The organism is Actinomycetota bacterium, from assembly GCA_030682655.1.
Lineage (GTDB): Bacteria > Actinomycetota > Coriobacteriia > Anaerosomatales > JAUXNU01 > JAUXNU01.
Map to the genome: position 1 here is coordinate 18,791 of JAUXNU010000127.1, position 21,576 is coordinate 40,366.

General features: G+C 62.3%; 22 protein-coding genes. All 22 read left to right on the forward strand.

The features are described 5' to 3' along the window. Positions 1-14: 14 nt before the first annotated feature. Positions 15-1,511 carry a hypothetical protein gene (locus Q8K99_07700; GenBank protein ID MDP2182438.1) on the forward strand — a complete coding sequence of 499 codons (1,497 nt, stop codon included), beginning with the start codon at positions 15-17 and terminating at the stop codon, positions 1,509-1,511. After that, entirely contained in the window at positions 1,505-2,062 is a 558-nt protein-coding gene (locus tag Q8K99_07705) for a prepilin-type N-terminal cleavage/methylation domain-containing protein (protein ID MDP2182439.1), read from the forward strand. Before Q8K99_07700 ends, Q8K99_07705 begins: the two co-directional genes overlap by 7 nt. A gap of 24 nt (positions 2,063-2,086) precedes the next feature. Further along, positions 2,087-3,538, forward strand: a complete 1,452-nt coding sequence (locus tag Q8K99_07710) for a hypothetical protein (protein ID MDP2182440.1) — start codon at positions 2,087-2,089, stop codon at positions 3,536-3,538. A gap of 122 nt (positions 3,539-3,660) precedes the next feature. Next, a complete protein-coding gene (pilM, locus tag Q8K99_07715) occupies positions 3,661-4,791 on the forward strand; it encodes a type IV pilus assembly protein PilM (GenBank protein MDP2182441.1) in 1,131 nt (376 codons plus the stop codon). After that, the gene (locus tag Q8K99_07720; protein ID MDP2182442.1) at positions 4,792-5,427 is read left to right on the forward strand and encodes a hypothetical protein; all 636 of its coding nucleotides are present in this window, start codon (positions 4,792-4,794) and stop codon (positions 5,425-5,427) included. Between the two features lie 17 nt (positions 5,428-5,444). Then, positions 5,445-6,065: a type 4a pilus biogenesis protein PilO gene (pilO, locus tag Q8K99_07725; GenBank protein MDP2182443.1), complete on the forward strand. Its 621-nt coding sequence runs from the start codon at positions 5,445-5,447 to the stop codon at positions 6,063-6,065. A gap of 21 nt (positions 6,066-6,086) precedes the next feature. Then, on the forward strand, positions 6,087-6,731 hold the full coding sequence (locus tag Q8K99_07730; GenBank protein ID MDP2182444.1) for a hypothetical protein: 645 nt from the start codon (positions 6,087-6,089) through the stop codon (positions 6,729-6,731). A gap of 70 nt (positions 6,732-6,801) precedes the next feature. Next, positions 6,802-7,953 carry a chorismate synthase gene (gene aroC / locus Q8K99_07735; protein MDP2182445.1) on the forward strand — a complete coding sequence of 384 codons (1,152 nt, stop codon included), beginning with the start codon at positions 6,802-6,804 and terminating at the stop codon, positions 7,951-7,953. Beyond that, positions 7,950-8,468 carry a shikimate kinase gene (locus tag Q8K99_07740; protein MDP2182446.1) on the forward strand — a complete coding sequence of 173 codons (519 nt, stop codon included), beginning with the start codon at positions 7,950-7,952 and terminating at the stop codon, positions 8,466-8,468. The genes aroC and Q8K99_07740 overlap by 4 nt, the downstream gene beginning before the upstream one ends. Further along, positions 8,465-9,565, forward strand: coding sequence for a 3-dehydroquinate synthase (gene aroB / locus Q8K99_07745; protein MDP2182447.1), 1,101 nt, complete (start codon positions 8,465-8,467; stop codon positions 9,563-9,565). Before Q8K99_07740 ends, aroB begins: the two co-directional genes overlap by 4 nt. Before the next feature lie 7 nt (positions 9,566-9,572). Further along, positions 9,573-10,013: a type II 3-dehydroquinate dehydratase gene (aroQ, locus tag Q8K99_07750; GenBank protein MDP2182448.1), complete on the forward strand. Its 441-nt coding sequence runs from the start codon at positions 9,573-9,575 to the stop codon at positions 10,011-10,013. Beyond that, positions 10,010-11,098, forward strand: a complete 1,089-nt coding sequence (locus Q8K99_07755; GenBank protein MDP2182449.1) for an aminopeptidase P family protein — start codon at positions 10,010-10,012, stop codon at positions 11,096-11,098. The genes aroQ and Q8K99_07755 overlap by 4 nt, the downstream gene beginning before the upstream one ends. 23 nt (positions 11,099-11,121) lie before the next feature. Beyond that, complete coding sequence (gene efp / locus Q8K99_07760; protein MDP2182450.1) at positions 11,122-11,682, forward strand: elongation factor P; 561 nt, start codon at positions 11,122-11,124, stop codon at positions 11,680-11,682. Between the two features lie 102 nt (positions 11,683-11,784). Continuing rightward, positions 11,785-13,650 carry an acetyl-CoA carboxylase biotin carboxyl carrier protein gene (gene accB, locus Q8K99_07765; protein MDP2182451.1) on the forward strand — a complete coding sequence of 622 codons (1,866 nt, stop codon included), beginning with the start codon at positions 11,785-11,787 and terminating at the stop codon, positions 13,648-13,650. Between the two features lie 5 nt (positions 13,651-13,655). Continuing rightward, on the forward strand, positions 13,656-14,999 hold the full coding sequence (gene accC, locus Q8K99_07770) for an acetyl-CoA carboxylase biotin carboxylase subunit (protein MDP2182452.1): 1,344 nt from the start codon (positions 13,656-13,658) through the stop codon (positions 14,997-14,999). Positions 15,000-15,033: 34 nt separating this feature from the next. Continuing rightward, entirely contained in the window at positions 15,034-15,387 is a 354-nt protein-coding gene (locus Q8K99_07775) for an Asp23/Gls24 family envelope stress response protein (protein MDP2182453.1), read from the forward strand. 34 nt (positions 15,388-15,421) lie between these two features. After that, positions 15,422-15,856 (forward strand): transcription antitermination factor NusB, encoded by a 435-nt coding sequence (nusB, locus tag Q8K99_07780; GenBank protein MDP2182454.1) that lies wholly within the window; start codon positions 15,422-15,424, stop codon positions 15,854-15,856. After that, complete coding sequence (locus Q8K99_07785) at positions 15,849-16,196, forward strand: exodeoxyribonuclease VII small subunit (GenBank protein MDP2182455.1); 348 nt, start codon at positions 15,849-15,851, stop codon at positions 16,194-16,196. The genes nusB and Q8K99_07785 overlap by 8 nt, the downstream gene beginning before the upstream one ends. Positions 16,197-16,306: 110 nt before the next feature. Further along, the gene (dxs, locus tag Q8K99_07790; GenBank protein ID MDP2182456.1) at positions 16,307-18,256 is read left to right on the forward strand and encodes a 1-deoxy-D-xylulose-5-phosphate synthase; all 1,950 of its coding nucleotides are present in this window, start codon (positions 16,307-16,309) and stop codon (positions 18,254-18,256) included. Next, positions 18,222-19,016 (forward strand): TlyA family RNA methyltransferase, encoded by a 795-nt coding sequence (locus Q8K99_07795; protein MDP2182457.1) that lies wholly within the window; start codon positions 18,222-18,224, stop codon positions 19,014-19,016. Before dxs ends, Q8K99_07795 begins: the two co-directional genes overlap by 35 nt. Then, complete coding sequence (locus tag Q8K99_07800) at positions 19,016-19,864, forward strand: NAD(+)/NADH kinase (GenBank protein ID MDP2182458.1); 849 nt, start codon at positions 19,016-19,018, stop codon at positions 19,862-19,864. Before Q8K99_07795 ends, Q8K99_07800 begins: the two co-directional genes overlap by 1 nt. 2 nt (positions 19,865-19,866) lie before the next feature. Continuing rightward, entirely contained in the window at positions 19,867-21,489 is a 1,623-nt protein-coding gene (locus Q8K99_07805; GenBank protein ID MDP2182459.1) for a DNA repair protein RecN, read from the forward strand. Positions 21,490-21,576 lie beyond the last annotated feature (87 nt).

Here is a 21,576-nt window from a genome sequence, read left to right on the forward strand (position 1 = left end):
GGGGTGTGTGAGAAATGAAGAGCCTGCGCTTTGGAGCGAGTACTCCCCGTCGAGACGACGATGGTTTCAGCGTTCTCGAGGTTGTGCTCGCTGCGTTCATCATGTTCTTCGCGCTGACGGCGGTGCTTGGGCTGGTTGGCACGAGCACGCGCATGAGCCTCAGCGCGAAGCAGCGTACGGCGATGGTCAACGCGGTGAACAGCCATTTCGAGTGGGTTCGGTCGCTAGACTTCGAGAAGATCGCCAGCACATCTGAGGGTGGCGATATCCTTCCCGTCAAGACGATCACCGTCGACGGATTCACAGTGACGATCACGACTACCATCAGCGAGGGCACGGGAAACACAAAGGAAGTCCGGGTAGCGGCTGAAGCGGCCGCGCCGGGGTACCGAAGCGTGAGGATGACGAGTTTCGCTGCGATTCGCAACAGCGAGGCAATCGTTGTCGGCACCGAAGACAGCCCGCTTGAGATCGACTTCGGCACTCGAACGCCGGTAGCGAACACAATCGTATACGAGTCATATGTCATGGGTGGTGCGGACCTGATCATCGACGCGGACGCAGAGACGACTGAACCTGACGGTGTCGTATCCGAACTGGAGTTCAGCTGTTTGAATCAGCCTCTTCGCAGCGGCTCGACACTGAGTTCTCCGGTGGCCGCGTGGACACCCGGAACGCCCACAGTATCGCAGTCGTTCAAGTGGGACACAGAGCAAGTCAAGAGTGTTGATGGACTGACCGTTGCGGCAATCGCTGACGGCTGGCGTGATGTCTACATCATCGCGAGAGACAATCAAGGTCGCGAGGAGAGGAAGTCTCGACGCCTCTATGTTGACAACAAGAATCCGGACCTTCCGGGGGTTCCGATCGCACAGGTGAACAACAACTCCGAGACGCGCGTCTCGTGGGCAGCAGCAAAGGACGGCACGCATGATGCATGGTCCTACGAGGTCTTGCTTGAGCAGATCAATGGTTCGGGCAGTCTGGTGAGCGTGGGTACCACCGCGTGTCCGGATCCCGTCTACATTCACAACGGCTCCACGTTCAGCAGGTACTGCGTTTCCGTGAGGGCCCTGTCGCCGCGGAATCTCGCCAGCGCATACCAGCCGATCGCAACACCGTACGTGACACGGCCCACCCTCACCGGTACCAGCACGTGTGTCTACACCGGAAGCAACGAATCTCGCAAGTCCACGACGTCCGTCTCGCTCACGTCCGCCTCACCGACCTTCGCTGCCAGTGGTGTCGCCTACGATGTCTACCGGAAGAACATGAACGATGCGACCCCGGCGTGGGTGTTCGTCAAGACATCTGACACTAGCGACTTCACCGATTCGGTCGTGAAGACCGTTGGCGCGAATGGTGTAGCCGATCCGTACCTGTACAAGGTGCAGGTCCGCTACTCGGCTACCGTCTATGCTCCGCTTGCGAACCAGTCCATCTGGTCGGACGAGATAGGTCCGACGACCGTGCTTGAGGGCACCCTCGCGATGGGACACGTCGCATGGTAGGACGGCTGACAGATGACAGGGGTTTCTCGCTGACCGAGCTCATCACGGTCACGGTTCTCCTGGGCGTGGTGCTCGCCATCTCCTACGGCGCGATGATTGCGGTATACCGCGGCACCGACGTGAGCGATCGGCAGGCGACGATTTCGAGAGAGGCTGCTGCGCCGCTTGGAGCTATGGAAGAGATCATCTCTCAGGCGATCAGCGTGGACACGGCAAACGCCTACACGATGACCGTGCTGACTGATCGTGACAACAACAAAGTGATCGAGCGGCACATCTTCACGGCGAATGCCGACGGCACGCTGACTCAGGTGACCTGGCTCACGAATGCCTCACGGGTAAACACGACTCGCATCGGGGATGTCACCTGGTCTCGAAACAACCGCAATGTCGCGAGAACGCAGCCACTCTTCTACTACTGGGATGGACAGAAGCCGCGTGCGAGGACCACTGATCCGGCACAAGTCGGGTACGTAGACATGAACCTCGTGGTGGAGGTCGACGGGCGGGAGTACCGGGACACGCGCTCGGTGCTGTTGCGAAACCGCTAGGGCGCCACGGACGGAGGAACCAAGGTGTTCACGAGGATACGCAAGGAAGATGGCATTGCGATGGTGGCCGTCGTCGGTGTTGTCGCGCTCATATCGGCTGTCGCCATGGGCGGATTCATCCTGTCCCGCCAGATCCTCCACGAGTCCGTGCGGGTAGAGAACGAGAGCAAGGCCTTCCAGGTGGCGCAGAGCGGGATGGACCGTGAGCTTGCCACATTCACTCCCGACAAGCTGACAGATGGCTTCCTTGACAAGACCGGCAGGACCGAGGACGGTACCTACACCATCAGCGTGGCACCTGCATCGGGTACGCCGAATCCCCTGTTCGGCGAGTACGTCCTTACTTCGTGGGGAGAGGCACGGGGTGTCTCGGAGTCCGTGAGCATGACCTTCTTCTATATCGACCTCTGGAACATCAACATCGGTTCGGGAGAGAACGCTTCAATCGGTGGAGGTCGGGGCTTCAACGGCAACGCTACCATAACTGGCCCCTTGTACATCCGTGGAAACATGGAGTGGGGTTCGAGCGCGCGATACGAAGGAGGGCCGCTGTTTATCAAGGATGGATACCTCGATATCAGCGGGGCCGGAACCCTTGGCAAGCTGAAGCCGATCAAGTGCTACATCACCAACGGAGTGCGGGGCAAGGTGGGCAATCTGTACCCCGACGGCCCAATATCCTCGTCTGTTCCCGACATCGAGTTGCCGTGGGTCGACGCAGCGTACATGTCGAGCAAGTACGACCTTGCGAAGGCCGAGTCGGCTGACCAACTTATGGGCTCGGAGTCGCGCGGAATCGTCAACACCACCGAAGTCACGACTCTCGGTAACCCATCCACATACGGTGGCACGAAGGCGACTTCTTCGCCGGCCGCCACGTCTGCATTCTACAAGTACATCGGCGCGTCGACCGGCCCCAAGGCACTTGGAATGGGAACCAACAACTTGACCATCGGCGCCACGTCGTTCGGTCGCTGGGAAGGCAACGGGTACCCGGTCGCCTCCGGCCTGCATGACGACTTCGCCTTCGACTACAACACAGGCACACTCTACGTCGAGGGTACGGTGTTCATCGACGGAGTCCTCACACTCGGTGATAGGGTGACGAAGTACGTCGGCAACGGCACGCTTGTGGTCAACAACAACGTGTTCATCCTGGGCGATCCGCGACCCAAAGACGTGCTGTCCAAGGAGCAGGCACTCGGAATCGTCACGCCGGGCGATGTGAGGATCGGCGAGTCGAACAACACCGCCCACTACATCGGCGGCATCTTTGCCAACGGCGTCGTCGGGCTCTATGGCGCGCAGGGGTCGGACCCCACTCGGGCAGAGGGTGCCATCCTTTGCGGCTCCATCTACGGAGACAAGCCGAACCTGAACATCCACATGAATTCAGAGCTCTCCGAGGCCGGCGTCGAGAGCCTGCCGGGTTCCGGTGGCGGCATCGTGTACCAGGGCACCTGGACGCGCAACTAGCGTTCAAGAGCCAGCCATCTGTTGCCGAATATGAAACATATGGTAGAATCCGCATCGGGAGTTTAGAGTTGTAGCATCAGTCGAAGTCACGTCGTAGCACTAGTGGTAGAAGGGGGACTCCTGTGGGCGCCTTCTCCCTCGGCACCCAGCCGATGCCCATCGGTCTCGATATCGGGACCGACCACATTCGCGCAGCCCAACTGAAGCCATCCGGCTCGGGGTTCGTGCTCGGCGCGTATGGGCGCGTCAATCTTCCTATGGGCGCGGTCGTAGAAGGCGAAGTCGTCGATACAGAAGCGGTTTCCTCGGCGATGAAGGAACTGTGGCGCCGGCACGGTCTTCACGGCAAGGACGTCTCGATCGGCGTGTCCAACCAGAAGGTCGTCGTGCGGCTGATCGATCTGCCATACATGGAGCGCGCTGAACTTGAGGGCGCGATCCAGTACCAGGCGCAGGACTACATACCGATTCCTATCGAGGACGCGATCCTCGACTTCCAGATAATCGGCGACTACATGACGCCGGCCGACGAGCACATGATGGAAGTGCTGCTTGTCGCCGCGCAGAAGGACATGATCGGCAATGCTGTGCTTGCCGTCGAGCAGGCGGGCCTGAAACTCGCTCAGATCGATGTGACCTCGTTTGCGATCGTTCGTTCGATCCTTGGCATGGGTGGCACGGTCCTGCCCGGTGAGGACGAAGCGATCGGCGAAGCGATCGGCGTCATTCACATCTCGTCCGGACTGACCAACATCGTGGTCGTTGAGCGCGAAGTCCCGCGCTTCACCCGCGTGTCGTCGATCGCCGGCAACCAGTTCACCCAGGCGATCGCCAACGTACTGAACCTCACTTTCGACGAAGCCGAGGAACTGAAGATTCGTGTAGGGCTTCCTGACATCGATTCCGCGGCGGCCCAGGCCGTTGTGCCCGATGTCGACCAGCAGACGTATCAGGTCGCCCAGGACGCTCTCGAGCGCGAGGTCAACAAGTTCATCGCCGAGGTCCGGCGGTCCCTCGACTACTACCTCACCCAGGCGACACAGGTGCGCACGATCCGCAAGATCTACATGACGGGCAGCGGTGCGCAGCTCTCCAACATGGCCGGCTACATCGAGAAGGGCCTCCAGGCGGAGGTCGTGCTTGCGGATCCGCTCCAGTGGGTTCAGGTGCCCGGCGGTCTTCAGGACCTCGTCCTGGCCGATCGAATGGGCTCCGCGCCGGTCGTCGGCCTTGCAATGGGGGGTGCGGTCTAGATGATCCGCATCAACCTTCTTCCTCGGGAGATCATCGAGAAGCGCAAGTTCGAGCGCCTGATCACCTTCGTCGCTCTTGGCGGGCTCGTCGTGTTTCTTGTTGTCGCGGCGGTGTGGGGTGTCATGGCGTGGCAGGTGGCTGGGCGCAACTCGCTGCTTCAGGCCGAGCAGGACACCGCTGTGACGTTGAGGAACAGCGCGGAGGCTCTGAAGGTCTTCGAGGACAAAGAGGGTGCTCTGGAGTCGCGGCTATCTATCGCCCGCGAAGCTCTCGCAAAGAGGGCCGACTGGGGGAGAATCGTCAACGAATTCTCGCTCGTGCTGCCGTCGGATGTGTGGTTGGACTCACTGTCAGGAGACGAGGAAAGTGGCCTGACTATCGATTGCAGCGCTCTTGATAGCGTGACGGATGTACCGGATTTCGGGCACAAGGCAGTGGCCAAGACACTAGTGCGACTCGCCGATCTTGAACTGGTGGATGAAGTGTGGCTCGTGTCTTCCACGAAGAGCGCCTACGAAGATACGGAAGACTATGTGATCACGTTCTCGATAACGACCGGAGTGGTGAGACCGGCGGCGCCGGACACGACAACGAACTCGAGCGAACCTGCCCCGCCAAGTCAGTCCGCTCAGTGAAATGACAGGTTAGCGAGATGAAACTCACTACACAACAGAAGCTCATCATCGCGATTCTCCTGATCGTCCTGGTTGCGGTCGCCGCGGTCTTCCTTCTCATCGTGCCGCAGTTTGGTGCCCTCGGCGATCTTGACGACCAGATAGCTCAGGCTCAGCAGGACCAGAAGGACGCTTCGCTTCTCCTGGAGACTCGCAAGGAGAAGAAGCTGCGTGCCAGCGAGACCGATGTGAAGCTGATGCGCCTCGCTAACGAGTTGCCGGAGACACCGGAACTGCCGGCGATGATCATCGAACTGCAGGACGTAGTGAACGAGTCCGGTCTCGAGTTCGCGTCACTGACTCCGGGGGAACCCACCCAAAGGCCGAGTGATGCGGCCGCTGAGCCGGAGTACTGGGCGATTCCAGTCTCTCTGACGGTTAGAGGTACCTGGCAGGACACCGTGGACGTCATACAGCGACTCCGCCGACTGACACGACAGATGAGAATCGTCAACTTCTCGACATCGAGGTACGAGCCCGACACCGATCTCTTGCCGAGCCGCACATTCGTGGAGACCTCGATCCAGCTCGAGGCATACTCTCTAGCTACCAAACAGGAGGGGCCGGACAAGACCGTACCTCCTGCCCCGGGCCAGTGACGGATCGGTGAGGAGACACCTGTGGTAGACGACATGACACCCCAGGACAGCTCTCTGTCTCCGGCAGAGGCCGCTCCCGTGTCCGGCGTTCCTGAGAAGGCCGGGGACTTCCTCTCGACATCCACGGGCAAGCTGATTGTCATCGGTGGCGCGGTTCTCGCCTTCCTTGTTGTCGCGGGACTCGTTGCGTGGGCCGTGTTCATGTTCGTACTTGAGCCGTCATCCTCTCCAGATACCGTCGGAGCCAACGATGCTGCTGCCGGGTCAAAGGAGGCCACTGCGAGCGCCGATGCTATCATAGAACCCGGCGGCGTACCCCTCAGCGATCTGTTCACCTTCAGGGACGTCTTCGAGCCGTTGATTGTCACGCCAGACGCATCGGAACTCGAGACCACGACGGGGTCTCCCACGTCTACGACTGCAACCTCCGACTCGGTGGCAGCACCGGATACGAGCAGTCAGACTCTGTATCTTCAGGACATCATCTCAGACAACGGGGTCGCGAGAGCTGTGCTGGTCTTCGAGGGCCAGGAGTACACTCTGGCCGAAGGCGAGTCCATTCCGGGCTCTCCGTGGGAAGTCCTCACAATCGGCACGACGAGCGTGACGATGCTCTACGGTGACGTGCAGGTGACGATCAGTATCGGCCAAGGCGTCACGAAGTAGTCCTCCGGGACTTGTGGGGTCATTCCGGTGGTAGAATTGCTCTACCGCAACGCCGTCCCCGGAGGAATCAATGCGCTACGTCACCTCGGGTGAGTCACACGGCAGGGTTCTCACGGCAGTCGTCACCCGGGTACCCGCCGGTATTCCTCTGACCCAGAAGGCGATTGATGACGATCTTGCCCGTCGGCAGGTAGGCTACGGGCGGGGTGGGCGGATGCGAATCGAGTCAGATCGTGGCTCCATTGTCTCCGGTGTGCGATTCGGCAGGACGATCGGGAGTCCTGTGACGATCGCCATCTCAAATCGCGACTGGGACAACTGGACAGACGTGATGTCTGTCTTTGGCGAGCCGGTCGACTCGGCCCGGGTGACCGCACCGCGTCCCGGGCATGCGGATCTTGCAGGGGTTCAGAAGACGGGCTCTCGAGACATTCGCGACATCCTTGAGAGGGCCAGTGCTCGTGAGACCGCGGCCCGCGTTGCGGCCGGTTCGGTCGCCCGAGCATTCCTGACGCAAATGGGCGTAGGGGTGGAGTCGTTCGTCCAGTCCATCGGCGATGTGGCGATGGACGATGTCGAAGACCCAGCTGCAATCGATGCCGCACTTGTGGATGCCAGCGACGTGCGTTGCCCCGACGAGGCGACTGCGAAACGGATGCGTGTGGCGATCGACGAAGCCCGTGAGGCGGGCGAGAGCCTCGGAGGCGTCTTCTGCGTGACGGCGACGGGTCTCGTCCCCGGACTAGGTTCGTACGCCGAAGCGTCCCGCCGTCTCGATGCAGGACTCGCCGCGGCCGTGTGCTCGATTCCCGCGATCAAGGGCGTTGAGTTCGGTGACGGGTTTCGGGCTGCCACGCGCCCGGGTTCCGGCGTTCATGACGAGATCCTGTTCGACGAAGGTCGGGGCTTCTACCGCAAGACCAATCATGCAGGTGGCGTCGAGGGCGGCATGACGAACGGGGAGCCGCTGGTGATTCGCGCAGCAATGAAGCCCATTCCGACACTCATGAAGCCGCTGGCCAGTGTGGATATGGACACTCATGAGCCAGTCGATGCTTCGAAGGAACGTTCAGATGTCTGTGCTGTCCCGGCGGCGGCCGTCGTTGCCGAGGCAGACGTGTCACTCGTTCTTGCCCGCGCCTACATCGAGAAGTTCGGCGGGGACTGTCTGGACGACACGATCTCCGCTGTTGCCGCATACCGTGCGAGGCTGCAGCCGTGAGTCACGTGTTCCTGGTCGGCTTCATGGGCGCCGGCAAGTCGACCGTCGGTCATCTGCTCGCCAAGGACCTGGGACACCCCTTCATCGACCTCGACGAAACCATCGAGCAGGACGAAGGCCGTTCGGTGACCCAGATATTCGCCGAGGACGGGGAGACGGGGTTTCGCTCGTTGGAGACGCGGGCCCTGCGCGCGCTAGGAGACGCGCCTCCATCGGTGGTGGCGTGTGGGGGAGGGGTGATCCTCGTCGACGAGAACAGGGCGCTGTTGGCCTGCGAAGGGCGTGTGGTCTACCTCGTTGTCACTCCCGGAGAGGCGCTTGCCCGCATTGGCGGAACCGAATCGCGGCCGCTCCTGGCAGGAGCCGGTGGTGTTGTGGCCGCAACCTCACTTCTGACAGCGAGGGAGTCGCTGTACCGGGCGTCTGCCGACATCGCCGTGGATACCACCGGCAAGGAACCGTCGACCGTCGCGAGCGAGGTCCTGGCGTTGCTGAAAGGGGTCGAGGTCGAGTGAGCGATGCGGTCAGGGTCCAGGTGATGACATCGTCAGGCCTCTATCCGGTGCACATCGGCTCCGGGATCGTGGACTTGTGCGGCTCTCTCGTGAGGGAGCACTCGACTGCTCGTACGGCGGCGGTTGTCACTGACTCGAACGTTCAAGCACTTCTCGGAGTGCGGGTCGTCGCTTCGCTTGAGGCTGCGCAGTTCCGCGTGGTTCAGGTCACGGTCGAACCGGGCGAGGCCAGCAAGAGTTGGGCGCGCGCAGGTGAGGTGCTCGAGGCGCTGGCTGCGCACGGACTCGACCGGGGAGACATCGTGGTGGCGCTTGGCGGTGGGGTGATTGGCGACCTCGCGGGGTTCTGCGCGGCGGTGTACATGAGAGGCATTTCCTACGCGCAGATCCCCACGACACTTCTGGCGCAGGTGGACTCATCTGTCGGTGGCAAGACCGCAGTGGACCTGGCGGCAGGCAAGAACCTCGCGGGCGCGTTCCTTCAACCGCGTGCGGTGGTCGCGGATACCGATTCGCCTCGAACCCTGTTGGAGCTGGAGTGGCGGAGCGGACTCGCCGAGATCGCGAAGTCGGCGGTACTTGACGGCGAGGAGTTCCTGTCGTGGCTTGAGACGCACGCCCAGGGTCTCGTGGACCGTGATCCCGAGACGGTCAAGCACGCAATCCAGGCATCAGTCGAGTTCAAGGCGCGCATCGTGGCTGGAGACGAGCGAGAATGCGGCGTGAGGGAGTGCTTGAACCTGGGGCACACTCTCGGACATGCCATCGAGAAGGTGGCCGGGTATGGCGCGGTCGGCCACGGACTTGCGGTTGCCGAAGGGATGCGCTTCTCGGCGCGGCTGGCCGCACGCATCGAAGCAGTGTCGCCTGAATTCGTGAGCAGACAGGAAGCGCTTCTAGATGCACTCGGTCTCGTTGAGCTCTCCTCGGTGTACGATAGCGAGATGATCCGTACGGCGATGTCTTCGGACAAGAAGGTGCGCAACGGCGCCGTGCGTTTCGTGCTTGCCACGAGCCCCGGAGAGCATGTGGTACGCGGGGTCGACGGCGGTGTGCTTCAGGAGGAGCTGCGCGAGTGGATGCGCGAGAGGGGTTGAGATCGTGATACGCGTGCTCGTCATCAACGGACCGAACCTGAATCTCCTTGGAACGAGGGAGCCGGATATCTACGGCTCGACGACTCTCGCCCAAATCGAGGCGCTGGTGACCCAACAGGCTGCCGATGAGGGCGTGGAGGTCGGATTCTTGCAGTCGAACCACGAGGGCGCAATCATCGACGCATTGCAGCAGGCACCTGGAGACTACGACGCTGTCGTGATGAATCCGGGTGCCTTCACTCACTACTCGTACGCGCTGCGGGACGCGGTTGCGGGAGCCGAGCTGCCCGTGATCGAGGTGCACCTGAGCAACATCGCGGCCCGCGAGGAGTTTCGTGCGTCGAGTGTCATCGCACCGGCATGCATCGGTCAGATATCGGGATTCGGCGTCGGCTCGTACCTGCTCGGCGTTCGCGCCGCCGCTCAGAGCGTTCGGGGCGACGCATGATAGCGGATCGAAGGCTCTCGGCGACCAGGCTCAAGCTGGCACAGCGTCACTCCTCAGCGATCGTCGTGACGAGCGTTTCCAACGTTTCATATCTGACCGGCTTCGAGAACGTATTCGATAGCGAAGCCAACGTCGCCCTGCTGATCACCTCGGACATCGCTTGCGTCTACACCGACTTCCGCTATGCCGAGGCGGCCGAAGCGGCGGCCGTAGGGACACCTTGGATAGTCTGCGTGCCCAAGGAATCGCTCTACATCGAGTTGTGCGCATATGCCGCAGAGCGGGGAATCGATGAAGTTGCACTTGAGTCGTCGGTGCCCTACGGACGATTCCGGTTCGTCTCCGAGCAGTTCCAGGGCCGGGTCGAGGTCGTGGACGCATGGATCGAGGAGATCCGTCAGGTCAAGGAGGCCGCGGAGATCGAGCGCATCTCGGTCGCGGCCGACTTGACCGATCGGGCGCTTGAGCACGTGAAGGGACAGATCGTTTCCGGTGCGCGTGAGTGCGACATAGCGCTTGCGATCGAGGTCTTCATCCGGCAGAACGGCGGAGACGCAGTTGCGTTCGACCCCATTGTCGCGAGCGGACCGAACTCGTCACGTCCACACGCGAAAGTGTCGGACCGCCAGTTCGAGGTCGGGGACTTCGTCACTGTGGATCTGGGCGCGCGTGTGAGTGGCTACTGCTCTGATCTGACGAGGACCTTCGTGATTGGCAGCGCAAGCGATCGTCAACGTGAGATCTACGACGCGGTCCTCGCCGCAAACAAGGCAGGCATTCTCGCGGCACGCGCCGGTGTTCGGGGGATGGACATCGATCGGGCGGCACGGGACGCGCTGGGTCAGCATGGACTGGCCGAGGCGTTCGGCCATGGCCTGGGTCACGGGGTCGGTATCGACGTTCACGAGATGCCAAGTGTCAGTCCGCGTGGCCGGGATGCCGTCCACGCAGGCTCTGTCGTCACGATCGAGCCGGGCGTGTACATTGAGGGTTTCGGCGGTGTTAGAATTGAGGATTTGGTGGTCATTGAAGAGGGTGGTTGCCGTGTCTTGTCCGCCGCCCCAAAGGAGCTGATCGAGCTCTAGAACCGAGGGAAGGTACAAGATCTATGGCGGTGTCTACGAACAACTTCAAGAACGGCATGTGCATCATCTACAGCGACAAGATGTGGATCATCGCCGAGTTCCAACACGTGAAGCCGGGCAAAGGAGGTGCGTTCGTACGCACCAAGCTCAAGGAGCTCAAGACCGGACGCGTGGTCGACGTGACCTTCAGGGCCGGCGAGAAGCTCGAAGACGTCCGCGTGGAGACCAAGAGGATGCAGTATCTCTACGGCGACGGGTCGTCGTTCCACTTCATGGATAGCGCGAGCTACGAGCAGGTCGAACTGAACGCCGACTTCGTCGGTGACACGGCGAAGTGGCTCAAGGAGAATGATGAGGTGGAAGTCCTGATCGCAGGGGGAGAGATGATCGGTGTTGAACCCCCTATGTTCGTCGAGTTGGTGGTCGTGGAGACAGACCCAGGATTCAAGGGCGATACCGTGCAGGGCGGCACCAAGGCGGCCACACTGGAGACGGGTGCGGTCATCCAGGTACCGATGTTTGTGAACACCGGCGAAACACTGAAGGTGGACACGCGCGACGGAAGCTATATCACGCGCGTGTAGCCTCGTACCCGCACACCTTGTCGTATATACTAGCCAAACCGACGCGACGGCAATGCGACCTCGCGCCGGTTTTGTACACTCAGATTCCGAGGAGAGAACGGCATGCGTCCAGTGCATATCACCGATACGACCTTGCGAGACGCCCACCAGTCGTTGTGGGCTACGCGCATGCAGATCGCTGACATGCTGCCGATTCTCCGCAAGACGGACTCGGTGGGTTACTGGTCCTTGGAGGTCTGGGGTGGTGCGACGTTCGATGCAGCACTCAGGTTCCTTGACGAGAACCCATGGGAGCGCCTACGCATCATCAAGCAGCACTGCCCGAAGACTCCGCTTCAGATGCTTCTACGAGGCCAGAACCTCGTGGGTTACCGGCACTACAGCGATGAGATCGTCAGGCGGTTCGTTCACGCGTCGAAGCGGAACGGTATCGACATCTTCCGGGTGTTCGATGCGCTCAATGACATCCGAAACGTCGAGGTGTCGGCCGAGGCGATCAAGGAATGCGGCGGGCACTTCGAAGGAGCCATCAGCTACACGGTCAGCCCTGTGCACACACTGGACAGCTACCTCGAGTACGCACAGCAGCTCAAGGACATCGGAGCCGATACGATCTGCATCAAGGACATGGCGGGAATGCTCACGCCCTTTCGCACCGAGAAGATGGTGACTGCCCTCAACAACCAGATCGGGCTGCCCGTTCACGTGCACTGTCACTACATCGGCGGCATGGCACCGATGAACTATCTGAAGGCCGCCGAGGCAGGTGCGGAAATCATCGACACCGCAGTGGTGGCGCTGGCGTTCGGGAACAGCCAGCCTGCTGTCGAGATGATCGTCGCGGCGCTGAAGGAGTCGCCCTACGACACGGGCCTCGATCTGGATCTGCTGTTCGAGATCGCTGAATACTGGGAGGCGGTCCGCATGCGCAAGAAGCTCAAGCGCGGCGTGACATCGCTCCTGCACATGGAGGTCTTCTCTCATCAGGTTCCGGGCGGCATGATGAGCAACCTCGTGAGCCAGCTTGAACTCCAGAAAGCACCCGACCGGCTCCCGGACGTGCTTGCCGAGATCCCGAAGGTGCGCGCCGAGGTTGGATTCCCACCGCTCGTCACCCCCATGTCCCAGATCGTGGGCACGCAGGCTGTCATCAACGTGCTTACAGGCAAGCGCTGGGCCGTCGTGCCCAAGGAGATGAAGGACTACATCAAGGGGCATTACGGGAAGGCTCCCGGCCCCATGGACGAGACTGTCGTTGCGAAAGCCCTCGGCAAGGACGAGCTGCTGCCGCCGGACGTTCGGCCTGGCTCGCTAGTGTCGACGACATATGCGGAGGTCGAGGCGGAGATCGGCGACCTCGCGCACTCGGAAGAGGACGTACTCATGTACGCCCTCTTCCCGAACGAAGCAAAAACCTATCTCACGCTCCATCAGGAGGGTGCCGAGAAGGCGGTCTTCATGATGGGCGAGGAGATCGAGACCATGATGGAGGGAGAAGAGCCCGTGGACGTGAACCAGATACGCGAGCTCATCAAGATCGTTGAGACGGCAGGCGTGAGCGAGGTCGTTGTAGAAGAGGGCGGCGTCAAGATCATCGTGCGCAAGGGTGGGTTTGCCGAGATGACCTCGGTGGCACCTGCTGCGGCCGCCGCCCCGCCGCCGGCTGCTGATGCCAGCGCGCCTCAGGACGTTGCCGTACGGGATGCGGCCGAGCGCCCGGCGACCTGGCGTACGGTGACTTCGCCAATGGTGGGGACGCTCTACCACGCCGCATCACCCGGCGCCGACCCCTTCGTGTCGGTCGGTGACACCTTCGACGAGGGTGAAACGCTTTGCATCCTTGAAGCCATGAAACTGATGAACGAGATCGCAGCCGAAGAGCCCGGCACCGTGCGTGAGGTTTGCGTCGGAGATGCAGAAGCCGTCGAGTACGGTACCGTGCTGTTCTACTACGAGCCGCTCGGGTAGCGCGGATGTTTGAGAAGATCCTGATTGCGAACAGGGGTGAAGTCGCGCTGCGCGCGATTCGAGCGTGTCGCGAAATGGGCGTGGCTACCGTAGCGGTCTATTCCGAAGCTGATCGTGACTCCCTGCACACGCGCATGGCCGACGAGGCCGTGTGCATCGGTCCTCCGCCCTCGACGCAGAGCTATCTGAGTATGCCCAACATCATCTCGGCGGCGGTCACGACGGGTGCACAGGCGGTTCATCCCGGCTACGGGTTTCTCGCGGAGAACGCGGCGTTCGCCCGCGCTGTCGCGGACTCCGGGCTGGTGTTCATCGGCCCGTCGCCTGAGGCCATCGAGCGGATGGGCGACAAGGCGGTGGCCCGACAGACGATGATGGCGGCCGGCGTGCCCTGCGTTCCCGGCAGCGAAGGTCCCGTCGCGACGGCCGCGGAAGCGCTCACCTTCGCCGAGGAAGTGGGGTTCCCGGTGCTTATCAAGGCCTCGGCGGGCGGAGGCGGCAAGGGCATGCGCGTCGCCGAGAGCGCCGGTGAGCTTGAGTCGAACTTCACGGCGGCCAAGACAGAAGCCGCTGCGGCGTTCGGCAATGACGTCGTCTACATCGAGAAGTACCTGACGCGCACTCGACACATCGAGATGCAGGTACTTGCCGACACCCATGGCAATGCGATCCACCTGTTCGAACGGGATTGCTCGGTTCAGCGGCGCCACCAGAAGCTCATCGAGGAAGCGCCATCCACGGCTCTCACCCCTGAGCTTCGTGCGGCAATGGGTGACGCGGCCCTTCTTGCGGTGAGGGCGGTTGACTACGTGAACGCAGGCACCGTTGAGTTTCTGCTCGACACGGACGGCTCGTTCTACTTCATGGAGATGAACACGCGGGTGCAGGTCGAGCACCCGGTCACCGAGCAGGTCACGGGCGTCGACATCATCAAGGAGCAGCTGCGCATCGCGGCCGGAGAGCCGATGCGACATGCGCGTCAGGAGGACGTCATTCTGCGCGGGCACGCTATCGAGTTCCGCATCAACGCCGAGGACCCGGAGCACAACTTCCGTCCGCATCCGGGCGAGGTCAGACTTTACAATCCTCCCGGCGGCTTCGGTGTACGCGTGGACAGCCACCTGTACTCGGGCTACACGGTTCCTCCGTACTACGATTCTCTCCTTGGCAAGCTGATCGTGTGGGGTGAAACGCGCGAGGACGCCATCGCGCGGGCTCGGAGGGCGCTCGATGAGTTCATCATCGTTGGAATCCCGACGACGATCCCGTTCCATCAAGCAGTAATCGAGATCGACGCGTTCCAGCGCGGCGACGTATATACTGATTTCGTCGAAACGTACATGTCGTAGCGACCGGCATTGACCGCGAGATGAGGTGCACTGGATGTCCGAAGAGATCAGGCTGGACGGCCTTGGCCTTGCGCCCGGTGTTCTCGAGACTATCGTGACCCTCGCTGCCAAGAGTGTGGAGGGCGTGGCATGCATATGCGGTCATGGCCTGGCCGGTCTTGCCCAGAAGGCCGTCAGCAAGCCAGGCAAGGCACCGAAGCCCGTGGAGATTCAGGTAGAAGACGGATCCGTTTCGGTTGCGCTGCACGTTGAATTCGACTACGGCAAGCCCTTGAGGGCCGTAGCTGTCGCCGTGCAGGAAGCGGTTGCGGACGCCGTTCGCAACCAGGTCGGCGTGCCGGTGCGCGCGGTCAATGTCTTCGTGGACGGCATCGTTTTCAAGGGCTGACAAGCCCCCGAGCAGATCGGCGTCCAAATCAGACATGCTTGAGCGCACGCGGGCCAGACGACAGGCTCTTCAGATCCTCTATCAGCGAGAGATCACCGGCGACGATGTCGGGCAGATCTTGGAGCATCGCTCATACAGCGCCGAGGACGGCGAACCCTCGGCGTTTTGCACGTCTCTGGTTGAGGGTGTCGAAGCCAATCTCGATGAGATCGACGAGCAGTTGTCCGCGATTTCGGAACACTGGACCGTTCTGAGAATGCCCCTGGTCGATCGCAACATCCTGCGGCTGGCGGTGTATGAGATACTTCATGTCGACGACATTCCGGATTCGGTCTCGATCAACGAAGCGGTCGAGATGGCTAAGACCTACGGTGGCGAAGACTCGTCAAAGTTCGTCAACGGAGTCCTTGGCCGGCTGGCGGAGATTCGAGTGACTCGCGAGACGGGAGACTCCGGCGAGGATGGCTGACGAGAAGCACACATTTGCGGGTACGAGGACGCGTCTGGAGGAGATCGTCGTCCAAGTTCGCAAGAAGGACACCTCACTCGAACAGAGCCTCGATCTTCTCGAGGAGGGCGTTCGCCTGGCGAATGTCTGCACCGAGCTGTCCGACCATACCGAGTGGCGATCAGTGGTCGATGACGCGTCCGACTCGACGGTTCCGATGGGGGACGATCTGGTCGATGGCGCGCAGTCGCTCGATGCGAATACGGAGACCGGCGCCGACGAGGGCGAGCCGGACGTGGAGGCCGACGACGATGGGGTGGGTCACACTGTGCCGGCTGTCGGGAACGAGGCAGGCGAGTAACGCGCCGTTGACCGGCTTGCGGGTCCGCTCGATTCGAGCGAACGGGGGGTCTATGCTGGTTCGTAGATCGGCGGTTCCCACGACCACTTGCATGTGGAGATGAAGACCACTTGAGTTCCGAGCGAATTCTTGACACCATACACACCCCTGATGACCTGCGTGAACTCGACGCGGAAGCGCTCAGTACCCTGGCTCGGGAGATTCGCGAGATGCTGGTGAACACGGTCTCGGAGACAGGTGGTCATCTGGCGCCCAACCTGGGTGTCGTAGAGCTCACAATCGGGATGCATCGGGCATTGAACTGCCCGTACGACAAGATAATCTGGGACGTCGGGCATCAGTCCTACGTGCACAAACTGCTGACAGGCAGGCGCGATTCATTCAGTACGCTGCGTCAGTACGGTGGCATATGTGGCTTTCCGAAACGGGCAGAGAGCGCGTTCGACACTTTCGACACCGGGCACGCGTCCAACTCGCTGTCTGTCGCGCTTGGCCTCGCTGCGGCCCGGGATGCGCACGGTGGCAAGGAGCACGTCGTCGCGGTCATCGGCGACGGATCGATGACCGGCGGAATGGCGTTCGAGGCGCTGAATCACATGGGTCATCTCGGCGCCCGCGTCATCATCATCCTGAACGACAACGAGATGTCGATCGCTCAGAACGTGGGTGCGCTAGCGTCGTATCTCGCTCGCGTTCGTCTCGACCCTCGCTACAACCGGCTTCGTGATGATGTTGAGAGCGCTCTCGGCAAGACGAGACTCGGTGCGGCGATGGTCGCTGCCGGTGAAGCTGCCAAGGAGTCCGTCAAGCAGCTGATCGTACCGGGCATGCTCTTCGAGGAACTCGGACTGAAGTACGTCGGCCCCATCGACGGGCATGACGTGGCAGCGGTGCAGTCCGCGGTCGCGCGGGCGAAACAGGTTGATGGACCCGTGATCATACATGCGGTGACGCGCAAGGGTGCCGGCTACGCGCATGCCGAGGACAAGCCAGACACGTTCCACGGAATCAGTCCGTTCTCAGTAGAGACCGGCGAGGTCAACGGATCAGACGGTCCTCTCACGTACACGGAAGCCTTCGGCCAGTCGATCATCTCCGAGGCTGGTCGTGACGAACGTATCGTCGCCATCACCGCCGCAATGCCCGCCGGAACCGGTCTCGACCGCTTCGCGGAGGCCTTTCCGGACCGCTTCTACGATGTCGGGATTGCCGAGCAGCACGCAGTGGGGCTCGCCGCCGGGCTTGCGCTCGGTGGCCGGCTTCCGGTGGTGGCCATCTACTCGACCTTCCTGCAACGTGCGTACGACCAGGTCATCATGGATGTCGCCCTTCAGGACCTTCACGTGGTCTTCTGTCTTGATCGGGCAGGGCTGGTTGGGGAGGACGGCCCTACGCACCACGGTGTGTTCGACCTGACGTATCTGCGAGCCGTGCCCAACCTGATGATCCTCGCACCGGCCGATGAGGCCGAGCTTGCCAACATGCTGCACACTGCTCTGCTGGCCGATGGACCGGTGGCGATCCGCTATCCCCGTGGCAAGGGGACGGGTGTCGGTCTGCCCGATGAGCCGGTTGTTCTCGAGGCCGGTCGTGCGGAGATCCGGAGAACCGGTACAGATGTCGCTCTGCTCGCCATCGGCAGGATGGTCAAGACTGCGCAGCAGGCCGCGGAGCTTCTCGCCGAGGGCGCGGTCGAGGCGAGCGTCGTGAACATGCGTTGGCTCAAGCCGTTGGACCTGGAGACGATCTCATGGGCGGCGGCGAACCATGACCTGGTGGTGACAATTGAGGAGAATACCGGTCAGGGGGGCATGGGCTCCGCTGTTCTCGAGGCGCTTTCGGACCTCGGAACTGAGATTCCCGTGCAGCGCCTGTCGATTCCCGACTGCTTTGTCACCCACGGGGCGATGGACAAGCTCCTGGCGGAGGTCGGGCTCACGCCGGATGGGATACGGGGGGCGGTCCTTGGCAGGTTGATGGGCCTGGGACGGGACGGCACGTCCGAAACCGTTTGGAGTGGAACCGATGACGCGACGCCGAGCCGACGTCGTCATCGTTGAGCGCGGGCTCGTCGCGTCGCGGGAGCGCGCGCGGGCCGCGATCATGGCCGGCGAGGTCCGCGTCGGTGATGAACCGGTGACCAAGGCCGGTCAGCTGATCGATGACAACGCAGAGATCGAGATACGCCGCCACGCTGACTACGTGTCCCGCGGCGGGCAGAAGCTGGAAGGCGCGTTCCGCGTGTTCGGAATCGACCCGCGAGACGCTCGGGCAGTGGACGTGGGCGCATCGACCGGAGGTTTCACGGACTACCTGCTTCAGCACGGCGCAGAGCACGTGTGTGCCATCGATGTCGGGTATGGGCAGCTGGCATGGTCACTGCGCCAGGATCCCCGAGTGTCGGTGTTCGAGCGAACCAACATCCGCACGGCTGAGCCGGATGATGTGGGAGCGCCGTTCGATCTGGCGGTCGTGGATGTGTCTTTCATCAGTGTCGGGAAAGTGCTGCACAAGGTGTGTTCGATGCTTCGACCGGGTGGTCAACTCGTGGCGTTGGTAAAACCTCAGTTTGAGGCCGGTAAGGGTCGTGTGGGAAAACGTGGAGTGGTCCGCGAACCTGCGATCCACGAGGAGGTGCTCGAACGGGTCCTTGGCGCGGTTCGAGAAGAAGGTCTTGTCCCCCTCGGACTGACATGGTCGCCTATCACGGGGCCCGAAGGTAACATTGAGTTCTGGATATGGGCGTCAGATGACGGTGAGGAAGTGGGCGTGTCCGTTTCGGAGGTCGTCGGGGCTGCTCACCGGGAGCTGGGGAGATAGTGCGCGTACTCATTGTTCCGAATGCGGGTAATTCGGTCGCGCTCGCTTCGGCGCGCGAGGTCGTGGCGTCGCTTGCGGCGGGAGGGTTCGACCCCGTCCTCACCAGCGATGATGCCGAGGCTTCAGGACTGAAGGACTTCGGGGTCCCGGTCACTGAGATCGGAGAGCCCGGGCTGGTTGTCTCTCTCGGCGGCGATGGGACGATACTGAAGGCCGTCCACCTGCTCGGTCCGATCGAAGTGCCGATCCTTGGCGTGAACATGGGCAAGCTCGGCTTCCTCACCGGTGCGCCCTCGGAGGGGCTGCACGATGCCGTGGCGTCGGCCTTGGCAGGGGAAGGGCAGATCGAGCGACGCGAGACACTCGAGGCGATCGTCGTCATGGGTGGCCGGGAGGTCGGGCGCTATCGCGCCCTGAACGAGGTCTTCGTGGGACGCGGGGCGTCTGGTCGCGTGATCGAAGTATCCCTCTCTGTGAGTGGTACGCCGATGATGTCTTTCACCGGCGATGGTGTTATCGTCGCGACCCCAACGGGATCGACCGCATATGCGCTTTCGGCCGGAGGGCCGATCGTGTCACCCTCGGTTCCGTGCAACGTGGTCGTTCCCGTCGCGCCTCACACGCTGACGACGCGCTCGATGGTGATCGGTTCATCCGACGTCGTCGAGATTCGCTTGCCGGATCCCGCACGGCGCGACGGTTGCGTCTCCGTGGACGGCGAGTTGACCCCTTGTCGTAGAGACATAGAATCGGTGACCGTGTGTCGAAGCGAGAGTGACGTCCTGCTCGTGAAGCTCGATGGACGTGACTTCTATGAGGTTGCTGCTGCCGAGTTCCTCGGAGGCTAGACGTGCTCGAGGAGCTTCATGTGCGTGATCTTGCACTCATCGAGGACGTGCGTCTTGAGTTTGGGCCGGGCATGACCGTGCTCACCGGGGAGACCGGGGCTGGGAAGACCGCGCTGGTTGGTGCTCTCAAGCTGCTCGTCGGGGAGCGTGCCGATTCGACGCTCGTGCGTGCGGGGGCGCAGGAAGCGCTGGTCGAGGGGCGGGTCGTCGGCACTGACGGCGAACTGGTCGCGGTCAGGAAGGTGAGCGCCGACGGGAGATCAAGGTGCTGGATCGACGGGGGCATGGCGACCGTGGGTCAGCTCGCCGAGGGCCTTGGCCCGCACTTCGACCTGCATGGACAGCACGAGCACCAGGCCCTTCTCTCGCCTCCGCAACACGTCGGCTATCTTGATCGACACATCGGAGAGGCCGCAACGGGGGCTCTCGCGGCCTATCGCGTCGCACTCGGGGGGTACCGCGACGCGGTGTCGACTCTGCGCCGCCTCGAGTCCGAGTTGGCCGATTCGGAGAGGACGGGCGACTACCTTCGGTTCGTGACCCGGGAGATCGAGGCCGTTGCGCCGCACCCCGGCGAGGATGCGGAGATCGATCGCAGACTGCCGATGATGGAGCACGGCGAGCGTCTAACGGCGGCGGCAAGCGAGGCGTTCGCGTCACTTCGATCCGACGGCGGCGCGGGAGACGCGCTTGCTCGCGCGCAGTCCGTGCTGGCCCGTGTTGCGGGGCTCGACCCGGCTCTCGATTCGCTGACCGACCGGCTTACGGTCGCGCTTGCGGCCGTCGACGACATCGGTGGGGAGATCCGGGACTATGGTGGCGCCATCGAGTACGACCCGGCGGCACTGAATACCGCACAAGCCCGACTCTCCGCGCTCGCATCGCTCAAGAAGAAGTACGGACCGCACCTGGACGACGTCATCCGGACTGCGGCGGAGTCTGCGGAGCGGCTCGACCGGCTGGAGTGCGGCGCGTCGAGCCTGGGGGAGGCGCAGGACCGGGTCGCCACGGCGAAAGGAGACCTCGAGGCCGCAGCCGGGCAGCTTGCGGACGTCAGGGGAAGGGCCGTGCCGGGTTTCGTGAGTGCCCTCGGCGATGCGGTCTCCGATCTCGCTATGGGCGGTGTGCGGTTTGACGTCGGAACGGCCGACCTCGCATTCGAAGAATGGACCGAGGACGGGCCGCAGCGAGTGGAGTTTCTCTATGCTCCCGGGTCGGATCAGCCTGCGCGGCCCCTTTCGAAGATAGCCTCGGGCGGTGAGGTCTCACGGGTCATGCTTGCGATGAAGGGCGTGCTCGGCAAAGCGGATCGGGTGCCGGTACTGGTGTTCGACGAGATCGACGCGGGAATCGGAGGCGCGACGGCGGACGCTGTCGGGCGGCGTTTGAGACAGCTTGCCGCGGATCATCAAGTGCTGGTGATAACCCACCTTGCGCAGGTCGCGGTTCACGGGGACGCGCACATCGTCGTCGAGAAGACCGACGAAGACGGCGCGGTTCGAACGAGGGCCCGCGAGATCGACGAACAAGAGCGCGTGCTGGAGATCGCGCGCATGCTGTCGGGAAGCGATACGGGAACGAGCAGGGCGCATGCCGAGGAACTTCTGGCGTCAGCCCGGGCATGACGGTGGAGCTCAGCGTTCACGCGGCCTGCGCATGCTTCTGGTAGAATCGCGGGTCAGCCGTTTCTGACGGGCGGGGTTCGTCGGTTC